Here is a 19,738-nt window from a genome sequence, read left to right as displayed (position 1 = left end):
AACACGCGTGGTGCGCCGCGGCTGTCTACGAACAAGCACGAACAATGCACCTTAGATTCTATCCGTGACGGCGCGGCGCGGAGCGCTCATGCGGACGAACGACTTTGTGGAGCTGTGAGCGGATGGGCGGGTGCCGCCCGCCGCGCGAGACCGGCACACGTATCATGGTCGCAATGGTTTTCTCGGCGCGTGGGCGCCGCTTGGCGCGCCGACTGGCGCGCAGGTCACGGGCGAAAGGTGTCCCGATGGAGTTTGTCGCAACGTGTCCCAAGGGCTTCGAGTCTCTGCTGGCAGGAGAGCTGCACGCGCTTGGCGCCGAGGGAGTGCGCCCGCTTGTGGGCCAGGTCTCGTTCACGGGAGGCCTTGCGGACGCCTATCGCTGCTGTCTGTGGTCTCGCCTGGCGTCAAACGTGACGCTTGTGCTGGCGCGCGTGGGGGCGGCCAATGCGGACCAGCTCTACGAGGGCCTCTCGGGCATCCCCTGGGAAGACCACGTGGCGCCCGGCGCAACCATGGCCATCGAGGCGCGCGGCACAAACGACCAGCTGAGAAACACGCAGTTTGTGGCCCTGCGCTCGAAGGACGCCGTGGCAGACAGGCTTCTCTCGCGCCGGGGCGCTCGGCCCCTGGTGAACACGGACGCGCCGGACGTGGGCATTGTGGTGCGCCTCTCGCGCGAGCGCGCGCTCGTGGGCATAGATCTTACGGGAGAGCCGCTCTTCAACCGCGGCTGGGAGGCACCCCTGGGCCACGGGCGCCTTGCTCCACGCCGGGCGGACTACGCTGCGGCGCTTCTGGAGGCCGGCTGCTGGTTCCGCGACGTGCGACACGGTTCTCCCGTACTGGTGAACCTCTTCCCCGGCACCGGCAGCGTGGCCGTGGAGGCGGCGAGCCAGGCCCTCGACCGCGCGCCGGGGCTTCTGCGCACGCGCTGGGGCTTTTCGCACTGGGCCGGCCACGACGCCGAGGCCTGGGACGCCCTTGCGACCGAGGCCGCAGACCGAGCGGCGGCGGGTGCCGAGAACGGCGTGGAGCTTCTGCTCTGCGACACGCGGCCAGGCGCGGAGGGCGCGGCGAGAAGGGCACTTCGCGCCGCTGGCATGGACGTGGAGCCGCGCTTCCTCGCCGCAGGCGAACTTGCGGCCGCCGTGGGCGACGGCTCGCCGCTCCTGGTGGCAGACCTCGCGTGGCCGCAGCCGGACGACCTTGTCAGCGAGGCCGAGGCGCTCTCGCTCTTCTCGGCAGGGGCTGGAGCCGTGGCGGGGCACGAGGGCGCCGGCGTGGCAGCGCTCTCCCCCGACGACGCGGCGGACGCGGCCGCAGGCGGCGAGCCCGCGGAGGCGATCCCCGTGATCTTGGGCCGAGACGACGCAACCATCCGCTGCTACGACCCCATGTCACTCTCGGCGGAGCACCCGCTGGTGCAGCTGCGCGGAGACGCGGGCAGCGTTCCCGTGCTGGTGGGGGCATCGGACCAGTTTGCCGCTCGCCTCGCCAAGGTGGCCAAGCTCCGCGCCAAGTGGGCTGCGCGCGAGGATGTGAGCTGCTACCGCGTCTACGACGCCGACCTGCCGGACTACGCCGTCTCGATTGACCTGTACCGCGGGTCGGCCACGCCGGGCCGCTGGCTCTACGTCTCCGAGTACGCCGCGCCGCGCGACGTGGACGCGGGCCTTGCGCGCAGGCGCCTTCTCGACGTGCTGGCCATAGCGCCGCGCGTTCTGGACGTGGACCCCGCCAACGTGCACGTGCGTGTGCGCACGCGGGCGCGCGGCGGCTCGCAGTACGCAGACGGCGGGCGAGAGGGACGCGGCGGATCTGCTCGCGACGAACGTCCCGCGCGCAGGCGTGACGGACGCGTGGAGCTGCCCCGCGGGGCGCACCTCGTGGACGAGGGCGGCCTCACCTTTGAGGTCAACTTCTCCGAGCGCCTGGACTGCGGGCTCTTCCTGGACCACCGCGAGACCCGCTCCATGGTGCGCGAGCTCATGAAGCGCACGCCGGGCGGAAGCTTCCTCAACCTCTTTGCCTACACCGGCACGGCAAGCTGCTACGCGGCGGACGGCGGTGCGGGGCTCACCACCACGGTGGACCTCTCACGGCCGTCGCTCGACTGGGCGCGTCGCAACATGGAGCGAAACGGGTTTGTCGGCCGCAACTACGAGTTCATCCAGGCAGACGTGCTGCAGTGGGTGGCCGATCGCCGCCACGAGCACCGCTACACCTGGGACCTCATCTTCTGCGACGTGCCCACGTTCTCAAACTCCAACCGCATGCACGCCAGCTCGTGGGACGTGCAGCGCGACCACGCGGACCTCATCATCTCTGTGTCCAGGCTGCTCTCGCGCGGCGGCTGCGCGATCTTCTCGTGCAACCTGCGAAGCTTCAAGCCCGATGTCGAGGCCCTCGAGAAGGCCGGCGTGGAGCTCGAAGACATCACCGCCAAGACCATCCCCGAGGACTTCTCGCGCAACCCTAAAATCCACCACGCCTACCTCGTCTCGCGCCGTGGATGAGACAAAGGGACAGTCCCTTTGTCTCATGCGCAGGTAAAGAAAACGCCGGGAGGCCTCATGCGAGACTTCCCGGCATCGTTATGAGACAAAGGGACTGTCCCTCTGTCTCATGTGTCTCATGCCTTCTGGTAGAAGTCGTGGATGTCGCGGTCCATCGCGGCAAGCGTGGGCTCATCCACGTAGGCCATGTGGCCGCAGCCGTAGCGCAGCCAGGTCACGCGCTCCTTGAGCGCAGGCGAGAGGAACTGGCAGCTCAGGTCGTGGCGCACGTTCCAGAACGTGGTGGCGGCGTCGTAGCGGCCGCCGATGATTGCGAGCTTCATCGCAGGGTTGCGGCGCAGCGCAAGCGCAACGTCGCCGGTCACGTTGGGCGCGCCGACCTTCTCGCCCGTACCGGGAACCTCGTGCTGCCAAATCCACTTGTGACCCACGCGCTCCCAGTTCTGCCCCAGGTAGACCGAGGGGCCCTGGTAGCCCAGCTCATCCGCGCAGAACGCGCGGAAGGCGTTGGTCCAGTTGGCCTCCACGGCGTCGTCGGCGGCATCCTCGCCACCCAGCCAGTCGAGGCTCGCCTGCATGGGCGACGGCTCGTCCGAGCAGAAGCGCATGTCCAGGCGGCCGCACACGCGCCCCTCGTCGCGCAGCAGCTCGCGGCGGAACTCCGTGAGCTCCACGCGCAGGTGATGACGCGCAAGGAAGTCGACGGGCAGCCCCACGAACTGCGAGAGCTGGCGCGCCACGTCGCGCTCGCGCTCGGCGCCCAGGCGGTCGCCGCGGAGAAGCGCCGGCGCCAGCGTGTCATCGGCAAAGTCCATCGCGCGATCAAACCACTCGTTGGGGTCCACGCCCTCGCCCGTGCGGCCAAAGAACTGCGCCGCAGCCGCGTAGGTGGGCATCATGCCCAGGTAGTAGAGGTCCTCGCCGGGGAGCGTCTGCACCCAGTCCCAGATGGCCGAGAGCATCACCACGCCGGTGAGCTTGACGGACCTCTCGCCCAGAAGCCTCATGAGCACGGCGTTCCTAAAGGTGCCGTAGGACTCGCCATAGAGGTAGATGGGGCTTGACCAGCGGTGGTTCTTCTCGAGCCAGTCCATGATCGCGCGCGCAAAGGCGTCAGCGTCGCCGTCGACCGAGAAGACCGTCGCAGGGTCGCAGTCGTCTGCAACCACTGACCAGCCGGTGCCTAGGGCGTCGAGAAACACGAGGTCAGAGTCCTTGAGCAGCGTATGAGGGTTGTCGGCCACCCGCGCGGATGCCGCCAGGTGATTGGTGCCGTCGGTCTCAACGCGGCGAGGCCCAATGCCGCCAAAGTTGATTGGCACCGATGCCGAGCCAGGGCCGCCGTTGTAGGCAAAGGTCACCGGGCGGGCGGAGTTGGGCTGGCCCTCCTCGTCCACTGCCACATAGGAGAGCGAGAACATCTTGCCCTCAAGGCGGCCAGAGTCATCGCGGACGTCAAGGTGGGCGGCAGTGGACACGTAGTCGATGGTCCTCTCGCCGTCAGTCCACGAGAGGCGCGCGCTCGCCGGGTTGGGCACGCTCCTCACCACGTTTGCGGGCACGTTCTCATACGGGCGGCGCGGCGCCTCCGAGGCGGGCGCCGTCTGAGGCGCTTGCGTGTTCTCGTCTGCCATAAGAACCCCTTCCCTTGTAGAGCCTCGACCAGTTGTACAAGACCACCCAGCCGAGGATAGCGGCAACGTGCACCATTCTACTCGCTCCCCGCTGTCCCCCGCTCCCCGCCGGCCCCCCGGCGAGACAGCACGATTTCCGCCGAGAGGAGCCGCAGGCAAACCCCGCTTTAACTGCATATAGAAGAGTGAAGCATTCACCTTTCTTTAAGGAGAGTGCTATATTCAACGATTGGTATTTGGAATAACCACGGATTCGCAGGTAGAACCCACGGAAATTGGAGCGTCATGGTTACATCCAACGCACCGGCCCCAACCAAGCGAGCCAGGAAGCCCATCAAGAAGGGCGGCATTCCACTCTCAGCAGGTATGGTGCTTGTAACGCTGGGCGTCGTCTACGGCGACATCGGCACCAGCCCCATGTACACCCTCAAGGCCATCATGACCGGCAACGGCGGCCTAGGCACCATGAGCGAGGACGTGGTTCTCGGCGCGCTGTCGCTGCTCATCTGGACCATCACGCTCATCACCACGGTCAAGTACGTGCTAGTGGCCATGAAGGCCGACAACCACAACGAGGGCGGCATCTTTGCGCTGTACAGCCTCGTCAAGCGCTGCGGCAAGTGGCTCATCATCCCCGCCATGGTCGGCGGCGCGGCACTTCTCGCCGACGGAATCCTGACCCCCGCCGTCACCGTGACCACCGCCATCGAGGGCCTGCGCACCATCGACTTCTTCTACGGCATCATCGGCGACAACCAGGCCATCGTGGTTGGCATCACCCTCGTTATTCTCTGCATCCTCTTTGCCATGCAGAAGGCGGGCACCTCCACCATCGGCAAGGCGTTTGGCCCGGTCATGACCGTGTGGTTCCTCTTCCTGGGCATCACCGGCCTCCTCAACGTGGGACTCGACCTCAACGTCTTCCGCGCGCTCAACCCGCTGCGCGGCATCATGTTTCTCTTTAACCACAACCTCAACGCCGCCGGCCTCATGGTGCTGGGCAACGTCTTCCTGTGCACCACCGGCGCCGAGGCCCTCTACTCCGACATGGGCCACGTGGGCAAGGCAAACATCTACTTCTCCTGGCCGTTCGTGAAGCTCTGCCTCATCCTCAACTACCTGGGCCAGGGCGCCTGGATTATCGCCAACCACGGCAGCGGCGAGCTTGCGGCCATCACGGACCTCAACCCCTTCTTCCAGATGCTGCCCGAGGAGTTCCGCGTCTTTGCCGTGATTCTCTCCACCTTTGCGGCCATCATCGCGTCGCAGGCGCTCATCACGGGCTCCTACTCCATTGTTTCCGAGGCCATTCGCCTCGACCTCATGCCCCACATGAAAATCAACTACCCCTCCGAGACGCGCGGCCAGATCTACATCCCGCTGGTAAACAACATCATGTGGATTGGCTGCATGGGCGTGGTGCTGCTCTTCCAGAGCTCCAAGCACATGGAGGCCGCCTACGGCCTGGCCATCACCTGCACCATGCTTATGACCACGCTCCTGCTGTTCTCGTACCTCTCGCGCATTCGCCGCAAGCCCGCGGCGGCCGTGGTGTTCCTCGTCTTCTTTGGCGCCATCGAGCTCATGTTCTTCTTCTCGAGCCTCACCAAGTTCTTCCACGGCGGCTACGTCACCGTGCTTCTCGCCACCGTGCTCTTCCTCGTGATGTACATCTGGCGCCGCGGAACGGCCATCGAGCGCACGCAGTCCGTCTACCTGCCCGTCCGTGAGTACCTCGACCAGCTCTTCGACCTCTCGCACGACGAGTCCTACCCGCTGCTTGCCGACAACCTGGTGTTCCTCACCAACGACTCTTCGCTCGACAAGCTCGACCGCGACATCCTCTACTCGATCCTGGACAAGCGCCCCAAGCGCGCGAGGGCGTACTACTTCCTCAACGTCCAGGTTACCGACGAGCCCTACACCCACGAGTACATGGTCAACACCTTTGACACCGACTTCGTGTTCAAGGTGCAGCTGCGCCTGGGCTTCCGCGTGAACCAGCGCGTGAACACCTACCTCTACCAGATTGTCGAGGACCTGGTGGAGCATAACCAGCTTGCTCCGCAGAACCACAAGTACTCGATCTACCGCAAGCACAGCATCGTGGGCGACTTCCGCTTCTGCCTGATTCGCAAGGTCCTCTCGCCCGAGACGGATATCTCCGGGGCGGACTCGCGCACCATCGAAGCCAAGTACTTCATCCGCCGCCTGTGCGGCACGCCCATGCGCTGGTACGGCCTGGAGAACTCCTCGGTGATCTTTGAGTACGTGCCACTGTTCGCCAAGGCCAAGCGCCAGCACAAGCTCACGCGCATCCCCATCGACGCCAATGCGGTGCTGGCAGCGGCACCCAAGAAGGTCGTCGCAAAGCCCGCCGAAGGCGACGAGGACTCAGACGACGAGGACATCTTCTCTGCCTCCATGCACAACGAGCGCGAGGAGAATGCCAGCGACGCCGAGAAGACCCTGGTGGGCGGCGACACGGCAAGCTTCAAGCCGCTGCGCATCGACGAGGAGGACGAGGACGACGAGGACTCCGAGGAGGAAGAGCTCGAGTACGCCGTCAAGGCAGCCGAGGAGAAGATCGGCGAGCAGGACCAGGGCGACAACAGGTAGCCTGCAGTCCTGTTGCCACATGCGAGAAAAACACGGCTCCGGCGTCAATGCGACGCCGGAGCCGCAACTTTGTACGCCTCTACGGCACCCGCGCGGGACCCGCTCCAGCCCTTGCCCATCCGCGCCGCTTTTCCTCGCCGGTTTTCTCCAACACCTGGGTAGATAATCTGATGTCGCTACCACCAGACACCAAGCGCACGGAGGCGAGCGTGGAACTCGTTCGGACAAACCTCAGCGGAACCGCAAAGCAGCAGCTCACGACCTATGTCATGTTCCTCTACCGCAAGGGCCAGACAAAGCTCCCGCCCGAGAACGACCTCGCCAAGCTCTTTGGCGTAAGCAGAATCACCATCCGTCGTGCGCTTGGAGAGCTCGAGCGAGAGGGTCTCGTCCTCAGGGAGCAGGGGCGTGGCACCTTCATCAACCCCGCCTCCGCCAGCATCAAAATCAACCTTGTCCCCGGCGAGGAGTTCACCAAGCTCATCGCCGAAAGTGGGCACCAAGCAACCATCACGGTCGTAGACATCTCCACCAGGCCCGCCGTGCTGGACGAGGCGGAGCGCCTTGGCGTTGCGCCAGGTACCAAGCTCTGCTCAGTCGAGAAGCTCTACTTTGCGGATGGCACGCCAGCAATCATCAGCGTAGACAGGTTCCCCACCTCGCTTGTCAAGAACCTCCCCACCGCAGAGTACCTCTCAGCCCACCCCATCTTCGACTTCCTCCGAGACGAGGCGGGCGTCGCCATCGTGCGAGACAAGATTGAGCTCGAGTCCATCACGCACCTCAGGGCCTGCCAGCTTGCCAAGGCAGGGGCGCAGCTGCGCTGCGAGACGGCACTCACGTTCAACGGCATCAACTACAACCGTGACAACGTTCCCGTGATGGTTAACACAGAGATCTATGACACGAGCATCGTAAAGTTCGAGCTGCTCCGCGTGAAGGACGTGTGCTAGGGGCGCGCGGAACGGTCGCGAGCCTGGGTACAAGATGGCGGCATGGGCAGGAATGACGCCCCTTAGCCGAGAAGCGCCTCCAGGTACGTGGCAAAGCCGCTCTCGGCGTTGGTCGCCGTCACGTGGTCCGCCTCGGCGAGCAGCGCCTCGCACGCGTTGCCCACGGCCACGCCGTCGCCCGCAGCGCGAATCATCTCAAGGTCGTTGGGCGAGTCGCCAAACGCCACGCTCTGCTCGCGCGCAATGCCAAGCCTGTCGCAGAGCCACGCCAGCGCGGAGCCCTTCGACGCCTGCGCGTCCACCACCTCGATGGCGCTCCCGTAGGAACCCGTGTGCCGCAGCGTGGGGTCCTCCTCCACGGCCATGCGCGCAGCACAGGCGACCTCGCGCGCGCCAGCGCCAATGCCCCAGCACATGCCTACGCGCTCGACCGTGCGAACGTCGAGGATCACCTGCTCGAGTGGCTTGTCCACCAGCGTGCGCGACGCCTGCATGTACGCAGTCTGGGCCGCGGACAGCCCCAGCTTCCCGATAAGCCCCCAGCTCGCCCTGTTGGTAAGCACGCGGCCGTCGGCAAACACCTCGAAGGTCATGCGGTCGAGAAGCCCGCCCACGCGCGAGAGCAGCGCCAGCGCGCGCCGAGCGCCCAGGCTCTGGTCGAGAAGGACCTTCTCGGACGCGGCATCGATCACCACGGAGCCGTCCGAAGGCACGCCGTAGTGCGTCGCCGGATGGCGGCGGACCTCGGGCGGAATCGCGTGCCACGCGCGTCCCGTGCAGGGCACAAACTCGATGCCTTCCTCGGCCAGGCGGTCGAGCATAGCCATGTTGCGCGGCAGCAGCGACTTGTCAGGTGCAAGGAAGGTGTCGTCCATGTCCGAGAAGACGATGCGCGGGCGCACGGGGGCGCCCTGCGCATCAGTGCGAGAGCTACTGCCCATCTGTCACGCCAGCGTCCTTCTCGCCTGCGGCGCCCTTCTCGCCCACGGCGGCGGCATCGCGCTCCTCAAGCGGCACGTACTCGCGCATGTCGAAGACAGAGCGATATGCCGGCCTGATGATGCGGCCCGCGCCGTAGAGCTCCTCCATGCGGTGAGCCGCCCAGCCGGCAACGCGCGCCATGGCAAAGATGGGGGTGTAGAGGTCCTTGGGGACGCCGAGCATGGAGTAGACAAAGCCCGTGTACATGTCGATGTTGGCGCAGATGGGCTTCTTGGTGCCCTTGACGTTGCGCATGACCTCGGGCCCCAGGCGCTCGATGCTCTCGATGAGGTCGAGCTTGTCCTCGGCGCCCTTCTGGTGCGCAAGCTTGCGCGCATAGCGCTTGACCAGCTGCGCGCGGGGGTCCGAGAGCGTGTAGACCGCGTGTCCCAGGCCGTAGATGAGGCCGGTCTTGTCGAAGGCCTCGCCACGTACAATCTTCTCGAGATAGCCCGCCACCTCGTCGTCGTTGGTCCAGTCGGCCACGTGGGCGCCAATGTCATCGATCATCTGGCCAACCTTGAAGTTGGCGCCGCCGTGCTTGGGGCCCTTGAGCGATCCCAGCGCCGCCGCGTAGGCGGAGTAGGCGTCGGTCCCCGAAGACGAAAGGACGCGCGTGGTGAAGGTGGAGTTGTTGCCGCCGCCATGCTCCACGTGGAGCATGAGCATAACGTCAAGCATCATGGCCTCGTCGTGCGTGAAGCCCTCGTCGCCGCGGAGCACGTCGAGCACCGTCTCGGCCATCGAGAAGCCCTCACGCGCCGGCGGCACCACCAGACGGTCCTCGTTCATCGCCGCCACGCTTGCGGCGTGCGCCACGGCAGCCGTGCGCGGCCAACGGCCAAGCAGCGAGAGGGCAACGTCGATCTCGTGCTCGGGCGAGGTGTCGTCCGGCGTGGGATCGAAGGCGTAGAGCAGGAGCGTGGCGCGCTGTAGCACGTTCATGATCGAGTGGCTGTACGTGGTGCGGGGGAAGATCGAGAGGTAGCCGTCAGGCAGCTGCCTGCGCGAGTCGATGCGGGCGCGGAAGTCGTCCAGCTCGGCAGTGGTAGGCAGATGCCCGGTGATCACGAGGTAGGCCACCTCCTCGTAGCCAAAGCGGTCCTCGCGCTGCGGTCCTGCCACCAGGTCCTCAATGTGGTAGCCACGAAGGATGAGGTCACCCTTGTCGGGCACGACCACGCCGTTCTCCTTGGTGTAGCCGTGGACGTTCGAGATGGTAGTGAGACCCACGAGCACGCCGGAGCCATCGGCATTGCGCAGGCCGCGCTTCACGTCGTAGCGGCTGTAGAGGTCGCCGTCCAGGACGTCAGCATCCTTATAGCCGTCATAGAGGCCATCGGAGACGGCGGGACGGCCCAGGGCCTTGGACGGCATGGGGTAGGCGTCCGCCACGTGCGTCATGGCGGAGGTGTCGAGCGTCGAGAGGATGGGCCCAAAGACCTCGTTCCTGCTGCGGTTTGACTTGAAGAGGGGCATGGCCTAACACCTTTCTCGCCGTCCCGCAACGCAAGACGGACGCGCCGAAGACCGTTGTGTGCGCTGAGAAGAGCTACAGGCGGTACATGTAGCGGAAAACTTCCTCACGCTGGATGCGAATCTGGACGCCCAGGCGCTCCGAGAGCGCATCGAGGGCACCCTTGAGCTCGGAGAAGTCTGTCTTGACCTGTGCCAGGTCCACGAGCATGGTCATCGTGAACGTGCCCTGGAGGATGGTCTGCGAGATGTCGAGTATGTTGGCGGAACGCTCAGAGAGCTCCGTGGACACTGCTGCAACGATGCCCGGACGGTCTTCTCCCAGGACGGTGATGATTGCACGGTTCTGGTCTGTCTCGTCTGCGGTAGGCACGAATCCTCCTTGGTCGAGGCCATATGGTTAAGTGAGTCCAATTCTACCCAAGGTGAGCGCAATGCCTGCGCTTTGGCGAGAATGGCAACGCAGCGGAAAGAATGTGGTGGGACACCTGCGGCAAGTACTCCGCTGGCGACAAGAAAGCCGGCCGCAGCTGGCGACCGGCTTTGCGTGCGAGGCGTACCTGCAAGCGAGTGGTCTAGTTCTCCTCGGCCGCCGCGTCAAGCGCGCCCTCGAAGAGCGCCTGGACGTCCTCGGGCGTGGTGTCCAGCGCGACGGAGAGCTCCTGAAGCGAACGGGCCGTTGCCAGCTTGAGGATGCGGTCAAAGGCCACGGGCGGCTTCTTGTTGCGTGCCTTGACCTCGTCGATGCGCTCGCGGAAGGTCTTCACGATGCGAACGGAGTCCTGGCAGCTGCCGCGGCGAATCTCGTCCTTGAAGTGCTGCTCCTCCAGGGTTCCGCTGTGCTCGGAGTAGGACTCAACCGCCATGGTGGGGTACTCGTCGATGATGGCGCGGGCCTCCTCAGCCGAGAGGACCGGGCGCAGGCGAGACTCGCTGGAGACGGGGTAGCTGATGCGCATGGGGTGACGCTCCCCAACAGGCATGAGCTGGTAGCAAGGGGTGGGGCCATCTGTCACATCCTCGACACGGCACACGCCCTGACCCGGATGGACAACGTACTCACCAATCTCATACATGAAGAAGCTCCTTTCTCATGTATATGATATTAGCACGATAACGGCGTTTTCCATACCGTTTAGGTATATGCCCTTGCCTATTGCAGCAAAGCACACTATCTTGGTTAATTTATTTCGTTGTGATATGGATGCTGCGCGGGTCCCATTGTCCCTAGTCGACCATTGTGATGGAGGCAATGACGGGCTGGTCCTCCTTGGGGAGAATCCCGTTGGAGTCGCCCTTGTCGGCCGTCGCATTCACAATGGCGTCAACCACGTCCATGCCGTCCGTCACGTTGCCAAAGGAGGCGTACTGGCCGTTGAGCGAGGCTGCTGTCTTCTGGACGATGAAGAACTGCGAGCTGGCCGAGTTGTAGTCCGACGAGCGAGCCATCGAGATGGTGCCGCGCACGTGGGCAATGTCGTTCTTCACCCCGTTTGCCGAGAACTCGCCCTTGATGGTGGTCCCCGAGCCGCCGGTACCGTCGCCGTTGGGATCGCCGCCCTGAATCATGAAGTCCTTCACCACGCGGTGGAAGGTGAGCCCGTTGTAGAAGCCCTGCTCGACCAGGCCGGCAAAGTTGGACACGGTGATGGGCGCGACGTTGGCGTTCAGGGCAACCGAGATGGTGCCGTAGTCCGTGACCTCGATGGTCGCGTGGTGGACGCCCGAGGCGTAGGGGCCCGTGGGCTGGTCGCTGGCATCCATGGCATCGCTACTCGTCGAGGAGTCAGACGACGTGTCCGAAGAGGACGAGGTGGTGCTTGCGCTCCCCTCCCCGCTCGCGCTAGAGGAGCTCCCGCAGGCGGCAAGCGAGAAGGACGCCGCAGCAAGCGCCAGCCCCATGAAGCCGCGCCGTGTGATGGCCGCATATGCCGTGCGTGCGTTGTTCTCGCCAAACGTGTCCTGGTTGTCCTGGTCCATGGGTGCGCCAATCGTCGTGGGATTTGTCAGCACTTCCACCATACCAGCCACATGTGGAGAGTGAGACAAAGGGACTGTCCCTTTGTCTCATTTCAGCCTCACGACAGGTTGCTTTGAGCATCAGTTCAACGTTATGCCAGCCTGTTGTCATTGCGCACGCGACGTCAACGGGCCCCTCTCGGCTGGACATACTGTGGCCATCAGCTACTCCAGACGAGGAGGGGCACCATGAGAAGCGAAACATTTGAACGCAGGGACTCGATCATGCACAAGGCGGGCGTCGCGGTTGTCACGGGAGCGCTGCTCATCTCGATGACTCCCCTGCCCGCGCTGGCGGAGGGCTCGAGCAGCAGTTCTGGCTCCAGCACGGCGACGAGCCAACCCACAGGCGAGCCTCCCTCGGGCGGCGGGTCTGCCCCAGGTGACGCCGGCGGCAGCATGCCTGTCGGAGGCGCTGGTGGCGCTGGTGGCGCCAACACGATGACGTACGACTACACGGGCACGCTCTCCGGCACGCTCACGGCAGACGGAGACAGCCAGGAGGCCTCGGACCAGACTATCACCGCAACCGACGTCGACGTGAACGCGGCCCTAGCAGAGAATGGCGGCGCACTTGCGCTCTCCGGCGTCACGCTCGAGAAGTCCGGCGACGACACCAACGGCGACAACTGCAACTTCTACGGCGTGAACTCAATCCTTCTCGCCACAGGCGACGACAGCACCGCCAAGGTCTCGAACTCCAAGCTCAACGCCACAAGCGAGGGCTCCAACGCCATCTTTGCCACCGACGGCGCAACCGTCTACGCAAACGGGGACACCATCACCACCTCGGCCGGCAACTCGCGTGGGCTTGACGCCACCTACGACGGCACCATCATCGCCAACGAGATGGGCATCTCGACCCAGGGCGACCACAGCGCGAGTATCGCCACCGACCGCGGCGGCGGCAACATCTCGGTGACCAACTCCACGCTCTCGACCGCAGGGTCCGGCTCGCCCTTGCTCTACTCGACCGGCGACATCGAGGTCTCGGGGGTGACGGGCACGGCCACCGGCAGCCAGATCGCTGGCATGGAGGGACTCAACACCGTCCTCATCAACAACTCGACCCTCTCGAGCACCATCACCGAGAAGACCGCATCTGACCCCATTGCCAACGCGGTCATCATCTACCAGTCCACCTCGGGCGATGCCGAGTCCACCACCGGCGAGGCGGCGACGTTCCAGGCGGTTGGCTCCAAGCTCTCGAGCGCAATCCAGTCCGGGTCGTTCTTCTACGTGACCAACACCACGGCAAACATCCTGCTCCAGGGCACCACGCTCGACTACGACTCCTCGGCGGCCAACCTCATCCAGGTGGAGGGCAACGACTCCAACAACTGGGGCACGGCCGGCTCCAACGGCGGCACGGCTACGCTCACGCTTGCGGGCGAGAACGTCACGGGCAACGTGAGCGTGGACACCATCTCGTCTTTGGCGCTCTACCTCACAGGCAACAGCACCTGGACCGGCGCCGCTTCCATAACCGAGAACGCCAACGGCTCCACCAGCGACTCCCCCATCACCGTGAACGTGGACGACGGGTCAACCTGGGTCGTGACGGCGGACTCGACCGTCTTGGCGCTCAACGTAGCCTCTGGCGGGAGCGTGGTGGACGAGAGCGGCAAAACCGTGACCATCGTGGCCAACGGGCAGACCGTCGTCCAGGGCGACTCGAGCCTTACCGTCACCGTGACGGGCTCCTACTCCACCACCTACGACGGCAGTGGCGCCTCGACCGTAAGTCCAGACCGCATCGACCGCAGCGCCTTTGACGCGGAGTACGGCACGAGCACCACGTTTGCCATGGGCGATAGCACCTCCGTCAGCGCGTCCGACGTCGCGCAGGCAAGCACGGCCCCGAGCTCCTCAGCGGAGGCCACCGCGAGCACGAACGACGCCACAAGCGCCAGCACCGGCAACGTCTTTCTCGACATCTGGAACGCCATCGTTGACTTCTTCACCGGCAGGTAGGCTGTCCCCTTTCCTTTCCTTCCTTTCCCCCAGCCTTGCTGCCACACAAAAGCGCCCCCGGCATCCCATTGAACTGCCGGGGGCGCACTCATGAGACGAGAAAGACTCCCCCTGTCTCAATGAGACAAAGGGACTGTCCCTTTGTCTCATTCGCAGCAGGAAGCGATCCAGGAGAGGAGGTTGTCGCTCGCGGTGCCCGAGCGCTCGGCCATCACATGGCCCTGGCCCCACACGGGCACATAGGTGACGTCCTCGACGCCGCTGAAGTGACGCAGCGCAAGCACCAGGTTGGCGGAGGTGGCAAGCGAGGTCGAAGTGTCAAAGACGCCCTCGTTTACGCGCCAGTGCGGCGCCACCGAGCCAGTGCCATAGCCACTGTAGGTGCCGCTCAGGAAGTAGAGCGGGTTGAACATCGAGACGCGCGTGGTGATGTCCGAGTCGAGGGAGTCGAACTTCTCGAGGTCATCCTGCCAGGCGGTGGCGTAGGACTCGTCCCAGCCCTCAAGCGAGGCGTAGGCGTCGGCGTTTGCGGCCACGCGCTCGCCAACCGTCTCGTCAAAGTGCAGGGTGCTCTCCTCGCCAATACCAAAGAGCTGGTTGGTCTTCGTGGAACGGTCGGCAGCATCGAAGGCGGGAACCGAGAGCTCGGCGGGACGCAGGTGCGTCGAGAAGTCACGCAAACTCGAGATGGAGACCGTCTGGCGGCTCACGTTGTAGTTGATCCACCAGTAGTCGGAGTTCAGCGCCGCAAAGTAGTTCTGCACGGTGTCGTAGATGGTGGACTGCACCTGCGTGGTGCCCGTTGGGAGCGTCGTGGTAGTCGTGGTAGCGGTGTCGCCCGTCGAGCCTGTGGCGTCCGTGCTGGCAGCGTCACCCTGGGCATCCGCAGCAGCAGAGGACTGCGCCTCCTGCTTGGCAGCCGCCACGGCGGCCTCCGTAGCACGCGCGGTAGCGAGGTTGGGGTCGCCCGGGAAGCTTGGGTCGTCGATGTGCTGCGGCGTGTACGTGTACGGGAACGTGGTGTCCGAGACAAAGCTGGTCGCCGAGTCATTAAGAATGGAGATGAGCTGGCTCGCGTAGGAGCCGAGCGTGTAGACGCCGCCCTCGGACTCGTCGAGCGTGAGCTGGGAGTCGTCGGAGTCACGCAAATCCATCGCGTTGATGTAGCTCGCATAGTCTGCGGCCAGGCCCTGCGAGAGGGCAGACGTCCAGGTGCCGTCCGCACGATTCCCAGCCGTCGAGAACTGCCCCATCATCCACTCGTAGGACGCGTCGGCCGTGTCGAAGGAGGTGACCGGGCACCACGACGCGCTGCCAAAGACGGCGTCCGAGACGGCGTTGCCCTCGGCATCGTGCGTGATGGCGCCAATGGAGTCCAGGTAGGGCTTGTAAATCTCAGCATCTCCAGCAGAGCCGAGCAGCGCGCTCACGCCGCCACCGGCAGAGAAGCCAAACGAGAAGACCCGCGAGGTGTCGCAGGGAAGCGCGTCCTTGTTGTAGCGCAGGTAGCGGATGGCGGCCTTGAGGTCGACCACAGGCCAGGGTGCACCACCAGGATAGAGGTCGGTGGAGCCGGTCGAGGAGTCATAGCCAGCGCTCCTCCCGCGGAAGCCCGCGTACACGTAGATGCAGCCGGCGTCGAGGAAGGTCCCCAGGCCGTCATAGCCGTACTTCGTGGGGCTTGCCTGCGGGGAGAGCGTGCCGCTGTTGATGGGCAAAAGGACCGGCGCCGTGGACGGCGTGAAGCCGCCCACCACGGCCTTCTCGTTCACCGTGCAGGAGTAGGTGTCGCCCTTCTTCTCGGCAGTGAAGAACTTGCCGGGAACAAAGATCGCCAGGGACTCGTAGGCCGTCGTGGCGGGCTTCAGGCAGTAGGTAAGGCCCAGCTGGTAGTAGACGTCGTTGTCCTTGTCGTACTTCCAGGCGTTGGTGTCGAGCGCCAGGCTCTTGAACTCGCCCAGATCCACGTTGTCGGCAGGCTGCGTCGTGGTGTTCGAGGACTGGTCGGAGCTGTTGTCGGCCTGCTGTCGCGCCGGAGCGCCGCAGGCGGCAAGGCCCATGCTTGCGGCACCGGCCGATGCAAGCTCGAGGAATTCCCTTCGTGTCCAGCTCATCGCTGACCCCCTGAGATGGTAACGGGCCGCGGTGCGGCCCGGAAAACGTTAGTGAGAGGCATGGCGCCTACTTGGCCGCCTTGCCCTTGTTCTTGGCGTCGTTGTACTTGTCGTCGCGGCGATCCGGTCCCCAGAAGCAGCAGGAGTACATGCCAGGACCCACGTGGCAGCCGATGGTGGGGCCAATGCTCGAGCGGTAGACCTTGAGCTCGTGCTCGGTGGGCTTGAGCATGCGGGCAAGCGAGTCGCCATCGGCCACGCAGTCCGCGTCGCCAATTGCCACCACGTGGCCCTCGTAGGACGAGTCGTGGAAGCCCTCGTAGAACTCGGCCATCTTGCGCATGGCCTTCCTGCGGCCGCGTGCCATGCCCATGATTGCCAGCGAACCATCGAGGTTGAAGGTGAGGAGCGGCTTCACGTCGAGAAGGCCGCCGACCACGGCGACGGACTTGGGGATGCGGCCTCCGCGGTGGAGCGCATCGAGGTTGTCCACCATGAAGATGGTGTGGACGTGGAAGCGGGCATCCTCGGCCCAGGCAACCAGCTCCTCGGCCGTGAAGCCCTGGTCGCGCTTCTCGATGGCAGCGTGGATGAAGAGGTTCTGCGTGGTGGATCCTATGAGGCAGTCGACCACGTAGATGTGCGTGGGAAGCGTGCCGCCGTGCTTCTCGCGCACGCGGTCAAGCGCCGTCACGGCACCGTTGTACGCGCCGGAGATGCCGCTCGAGAGGGCAAAATGCACGGTAGGGACGCCGGAGGCGATGGCCTTCTCGAACGCCTCCTCGTAGACCATCTGGGAGGGCTGCGAGGTCATGGGGCAGGCGCCGTTCTCGATGGCGGAGTAGAAGTCGTGGGCCGAGCGGGACTGGAAGAGGTCATCGACACCGGAGAGGCCACCGTCGGGCTTGCTTGCCTCGGTATAGGTGAACGAGAGGCACGTGATGCCCGCCTGCTCGACCTCCTCGGCAGAAAAGTCGCAGCACGAGTCCGTCATGATGTTGCACTTGGTCGCCATGTGGTCTCCTCGGTCGCCCTTGTTGTCCGGGTAGTATTGTAAGCGTACCCGCGCGTGGGGTCGTTTGCACAGGCAACAACCACGATAAACGGAGAGCTTACTGCCGGGCGAGCGTGATGGCGGCAAGCACTCAAGGGAGACGCTATGTTCGCGAGAAGGAACAGGAACGAGGTCGAAAACGGCGCGGCTGCGGGCGGCGCGGCTGCGGGCGGCGACACGCGGCGGATCCACGTGCGCTTCGTGGGGCAGGTCCAGGGCGTGGGCTTTAGGTGGACCAGCCAGCGCGTGGCCTTTGACCTGGGGCTTACCGGCTGGGTGAGAAACGAGCCCGACGGCTCGGTAAGCATGGAGCTCCAGGGTCCAAGCGAGGCCGTGGCCACGTTCTTCACGCGGCTGCTCGAGAGCTACCGGCGCTTCCCCATCAGCTACACCATCGATTCCAAGGAGGACATCCCGCCCGTGCCGGACGAGGCCGAGTTCTCCGTGCGCTTCTAGGCGGCCGCATGGCAGCGATTGCAACAACGCTCTTCTCGCTTGACGCCATAGCCGCGTCGGGCCAGGTGTTTACGTGGCGGCGCACCGAGGACGGATGGCTCGTGGCCAGCGGAGGAAGGCGGTGTCTGCTCTCGCAGGAGGGCGATGCCGAGAAGGGCGTTGTCTTCGTACGGCGCGCGGACGGAAGCGACGTCAACGCCGACGAGCTTGCCTATTGGCGCCACTACTTGGCCCTGGATGTGGACTACCAGAAGATTCTGGACGAGCTTGCCATGCCAGCCGAGGTCATGGAGGTGGGTGCCGGGATTAGGGTGCTCGCCCAGGACTGGTGGGACACGGCCGTGAGCTTTGTGGTGTCGCAAAACTCGAACATCGTGCGCATCCAGCGGACGATGGACGCGCTGCTCGACGCCGGCGGAGGATGCGTACCGGGGCCAGGCCGGCTGTCGGCGCTTCTCGGCGACGAGGCGTTTGCAACGGGACTCAAGCTGGGGTACAGAAGGCCCTACCTCGAGGCGCTTGCGGCGCGGGCGCAGGCCTGGTATCCCGCGCGGATTGACCGGCGGGACGTCTCGCTTGAGGAGTCCATGGCGGAACTTGAGGAGAGCCCCGGCATTGGCCCCAAGGTGGCAAGCTGCATCTGCCTCTTTGGGCTGGGGTACCTCGAGGCGGTGCCGCGCGACACCTGGATCAAGCGGGCGGAGCGCGAACACCACGTAACGTGGGACTCGCGGTGGGGCGGAATCCAGCAGCAGTTTTTCTTCGCGTGGATGCGCGAGAAGGGGCGTGGAAAATGAAGGTCGTCAACATCCTTGAGATTGCCGATGTGAACGAGGCTCTACTCAATGCCAGGGTGCCCGCGCGCGTGCGTCTGCGCGACGCGTGCGGTGGACAGTCGCTATGGGTGGAGGTAAGCCGCGAGGCGGTTGCCGCGAAGGACGATGACGCCGTGCTGGCGGCGGCGCGCGAGGTCGTGAGCTCGTACTTTGCCGGAAGGTCGAAGCCCGTGGCGTTCGACGAGGATGGGAAGTCCTTCCGCCTGGCGTAGGGGCCAACGGAGTCTCAGAAATACCGGCCTACGGCTTGCGGAAGCGGGAGTGGGAGCAGGGCGGCGTCTCCTCGCCGCACATGCCGGGTGCAGCGCCGTGGTATCTGAGCACTTTGTAACCCAACCGTGTCTGGCCTCGCAGGTTAACTGTTACTCTTCTGGTCCGCAATGCCAGACGGGAGCGTGGCGGAGCAATAAAGTCGCATCGAACTCGCCCTCGTTACACATTTCTGGGTTCTCGTGCACCGAACTGTCCTTCGTTATACACGGATTCGGGCACACCCCAGTTAGCGGCAGTCCGAGGGTGCCGCGAACGCCCAGGTAGAATAGCAAATCAAATGCGCAACCACTTCCGAGGGCGGCCCCGGTCGCGAATAAGACATGTAACGAGGCGCAGTTCGGCGCAATCGCAAGGAATTTAGTGCAACGAGGGGCAGTTCGATGCAACCTAGAAGCAGCGCAGACCTTCAATGCCACCAACGCTTTGCCTTCTAACGCGGCTCCACACGGTGATTTTCTCGGCATTGCAAAGATTCTCGTTGACCTTTTCTCCGGGTTTGGTATAGTAAACGAGCTTGCAAGAGCAAGCCTTTGGCTGGGTAGCTCAGTTGGTAGAGCAGGGGACTGAAAATCCCCGTGTCAGGGGTTCGACTCCCTTCCCCGCCACCAGTAAACGCGCAGGTCAGGGCACTAGCTGCTCTGGCCTGCTTTGTTATGTGCTTCACCATGTGCTTCAAATGTGCTTCACGGGTTAGCTTAGGATTGCAAAAGCCCAGTTGGCAGGGAGCCGCGCGAGGCCCTGCGGAACCACGGCGGCACTGGGGTTTGGCCCGGGTTGCGTGTATTCGCTAACGTAGGAGTCGACGGAACGCTCAGCAGGTTTTCGACACTTCG

The 19,738-nt window shown here is 64.6% G+C and carries 15 protein-coding genes and 1 tRNA gene; 8 read left to right on the top strand and 8 right to left on the bottom strand.

Translation table 11 applies throughout. The features are described 5' to 3' along the window. Window positions 1–245 precede the first annotated feature (245 nt). Window positions 246–2,516 (top strand): bifunctional 23S rRNA (guanine(2069)-N(7))-methyltransferase RlmK/23S rRNA (guanine(2445)-N(2))-methyltransferase RlmL, encoded by a 2,271-nt coding sequence (rlmKL, locus tag NVS32_RS10365; protein ID WP_258499744.1) that lies wholly within the window; start codon window positions 246–248, stop codon window positions 2,514–2,516. A gap of 116 nt (window positions 2,517–2,632) precedes the next feature. On the opposite strand, the gene NVS32_RS10360 is transcribed toward rlmKL, so the two are convergent. After that, complete coding sequence (locus NVS32_RS10360) at window positions 2,633–4,150, bottom strand: S10 family peptidase (RefSeq protein WP_258499743.1); 1,518 nt, start codon at window positions 4,148–4,150, stop codon at window positions 2,633–2,635. A 285-nt stretch (window positions 4,151–4,435) separates the two neighbouring features. Here NVS32_RS10360 and NVS32_RS10355 point away from each other — a divergent pair, with 285 nt between their 5' ends. After that, window positions 4,436–6,769 (top strand): KUP/HAK/KT family potassium transporter, encoded by a 2,334-nt coding sequence (locus NVS32_RS10355; protein WP_258499742.1) that lies wholly within the window; start codon window positions 4,436–4,438, stop codon window positions 6,767–6,769. A 209-nt stretch (window positions 6,770–6,978) separates the two neighbouring features. After that, a complete protein-coding gene (locus NVS32_RS10350; protein WP_258499741.1) occupies window positions 6,979–7,722 on the top strand; it encodes a GntR family transcriptional regulator in 744 nt (247 codons plus the stop codon). Between the two features lie 62 nt (window positions 7,723–7,784). On the opposite strand, the gene NVS32_RS10345 is transcribed toward NVS32_RS10350, so the two are convergent. From NVS32_RS10345 to NVS32_RS10325, 5 genes are all read right to left on the bottom strand, one after another. Further along, window positions 7,785–8,663: an HAD family hydrolase gene (locus NVS32_RS10345; protein WP_258499740.1), complete on the bottom strand. Its 879-nt coding sequence runs from the start codon at window positions 8,661–8,663 to the stop codon at window positions 7,785–7,787. Further along, entirely contained in the window at window positions 8,653–10,182 is a 1,530-nt protein-coding gene (locus NVS32_RS10340; protein ID WP_258499739.1) for a citrate synthase, read from the bottom strand. The genes NVS32_RS10345 and NVS32_RS10340 overlap by 11 nt, the downstream gene beginning before the upstream one ends. Window positions 10,183–10,255: 73 nt before the next feature. Continuing rightward, window positions 10,256–10,552 carry an ACT domain-containing protein gene (locus NVS32_RS10335; RefSeq protein WP_059053440.1) on the bottom strand — a complete coding sequence of 99 codons (297 nt, stop codon included), beginning with the start codon at window positions 10,550–10,552 and terminating at the stop codon, window positions 10,256–10,258. A gap of 202 nt (window positions 10,553–10,754) precedes the next feature. Next, window positions 10,755–11,255 carry a CarD family transcriptional regulator gene (locus tag NVS32_RS10330; RefSeq protein ID WP_258499738.1) on the bottom strand — a complete coding sequence of 167 codons (501 nt, stop codon included), beginning with the start codon at window positions 11,253–11,255 and terminating at the stop codon, window positions 10,755–10,757. Window positions 11,256–11,406: 151 nt separating this feature from the next. After that, window positions 11,407–12,159 carry a peptidylprolyl isomerase gene (locus NVS32_RS10325; RefSeq protein ID WP_303646633.1) on the bottom strand — a complete coding sequence of 251 codons (753 nt, stop codon included), beginning with the start codon at window positions 12,157–12,159 and terminating at the stop codon, window positions 11,407–11,409. A 228-nt stretch (window positions 12,160–12,387) separates the two neighbouring features. Here NVS32_RS10325 and NVS32_RS10320 point away from each other — a divergent pair, with 228 nt between their 5' ends. After that, window positions 12,388–14,172: a beta strand repeat-containing protein gene (locus NVS32_RS10320; RefSeq protein WP_258499737.1), complete on the top strand. Its 1,785-nt coding sequence runs from the start codon at window positions 12,388–12,390 to the stop codon at window positions 14,170–14,172. A 146-nt stretch (window positions 14,173–14,318) separates the two neighbouring features. On the opposite strand, the gene NVS32_RS10315 is transcribed toward NVS32_RS10320, so the two are convergent. Continuing rightward, window positions 14,319–16,286, bottom strand: a complete 1,968-nt coding sequence (locus NVS32_RS10315; RefSeq protein ID WP_258499736.1) for a subtype A tannase — start codon at window positions 16,284–16,286, stop codon at window positions 14,319–14,321. Window positions 16,287–16,353: 67 nt separating this feature from the next. After that, window positions 16,354–17,301 carry a DegV family protein gene (locus NVS32_RS10310; protein WP_258499735.1) on the bottom strand — a complete coding sequence of 316 codons (948 nt, stop codon included), beginning with the start codon at window positions 17,299–17,301 and terminating at the stop codon, window positions 16,354–16,356. A gap of 144 nt (window positions 17,302–17,445) precedes the next feature. Here NVS32_RS10310 and NVS32_RS10305 point away from each other — a divergent pair, with 144 nt between their 5' ends. From NVS32_RS10305 to NVS32_RS10290, 4 genes are all read left to right on the top strand, one after another. Continuing rightward, window positions 17,446–17,796 carry an acylphosphatase gene (locus NVS32_RS10305; protein WP_258499734.1) on the top strand — a complete coding sequence of 117 codons (351 nt, stop codon included), beginning with the start codon at window positions 17,446–17,448 and terminating at the stop codon, window positions 17,794–17,796. Window positions 17,797–17,804: 8 nt separating this feature from the next. Beyond that, on the top strand, window positions 17,805–18,593 hold the full coding sequence (locus NVS32_RS10300) for a DNA glycosylase (protein WP_258499733.1): 789 nt from the start codon (window positions 17,805–17,807) through the stop codon (window positions 18,591–18,593). Next, window positions 18,590–18,844 carry an RDAC family protein gene (locus NVS32_RS10295; protein ID WP_258499732.1) on the top strand — a complete coding sequence of 85 codons (255 nt, stop codon included), beginning with the start codon at window positions 18,590–18,592 and terminating at the stop codon, window positions 18,842–18,844. Before NVS32_RS10300 ends, NVS32_RS10295 begins: the two co-directional genes overlap by 4 nt. A 593-nt stretch (window positions 18,845–19,437) precedes the next feature. Beyond that, window positions 19,438–19,513, top strand: a tRNA-Phe gene (locus NVS32_RS10290). Window positions 19,514–19,738 lie beyond the last annotated feature (225 nt).

The organism is Tractidigestivibacter montrealensis (assembly GCF_024741235.1).
GTDB classification, from domain to species: domain Bacteria; phylum Actinomycetota; class Coriobacteriia; order Coriobacteriales; family Atopobiaceae; genus Tractidigestivibacter; species Tractidigestivibacter montrealensis.
The sequence above is the reverse complement of the archived record's forward strand: the minus strand, read 5'-3'. Positions and strand labels throughout refer to the sequence as shown.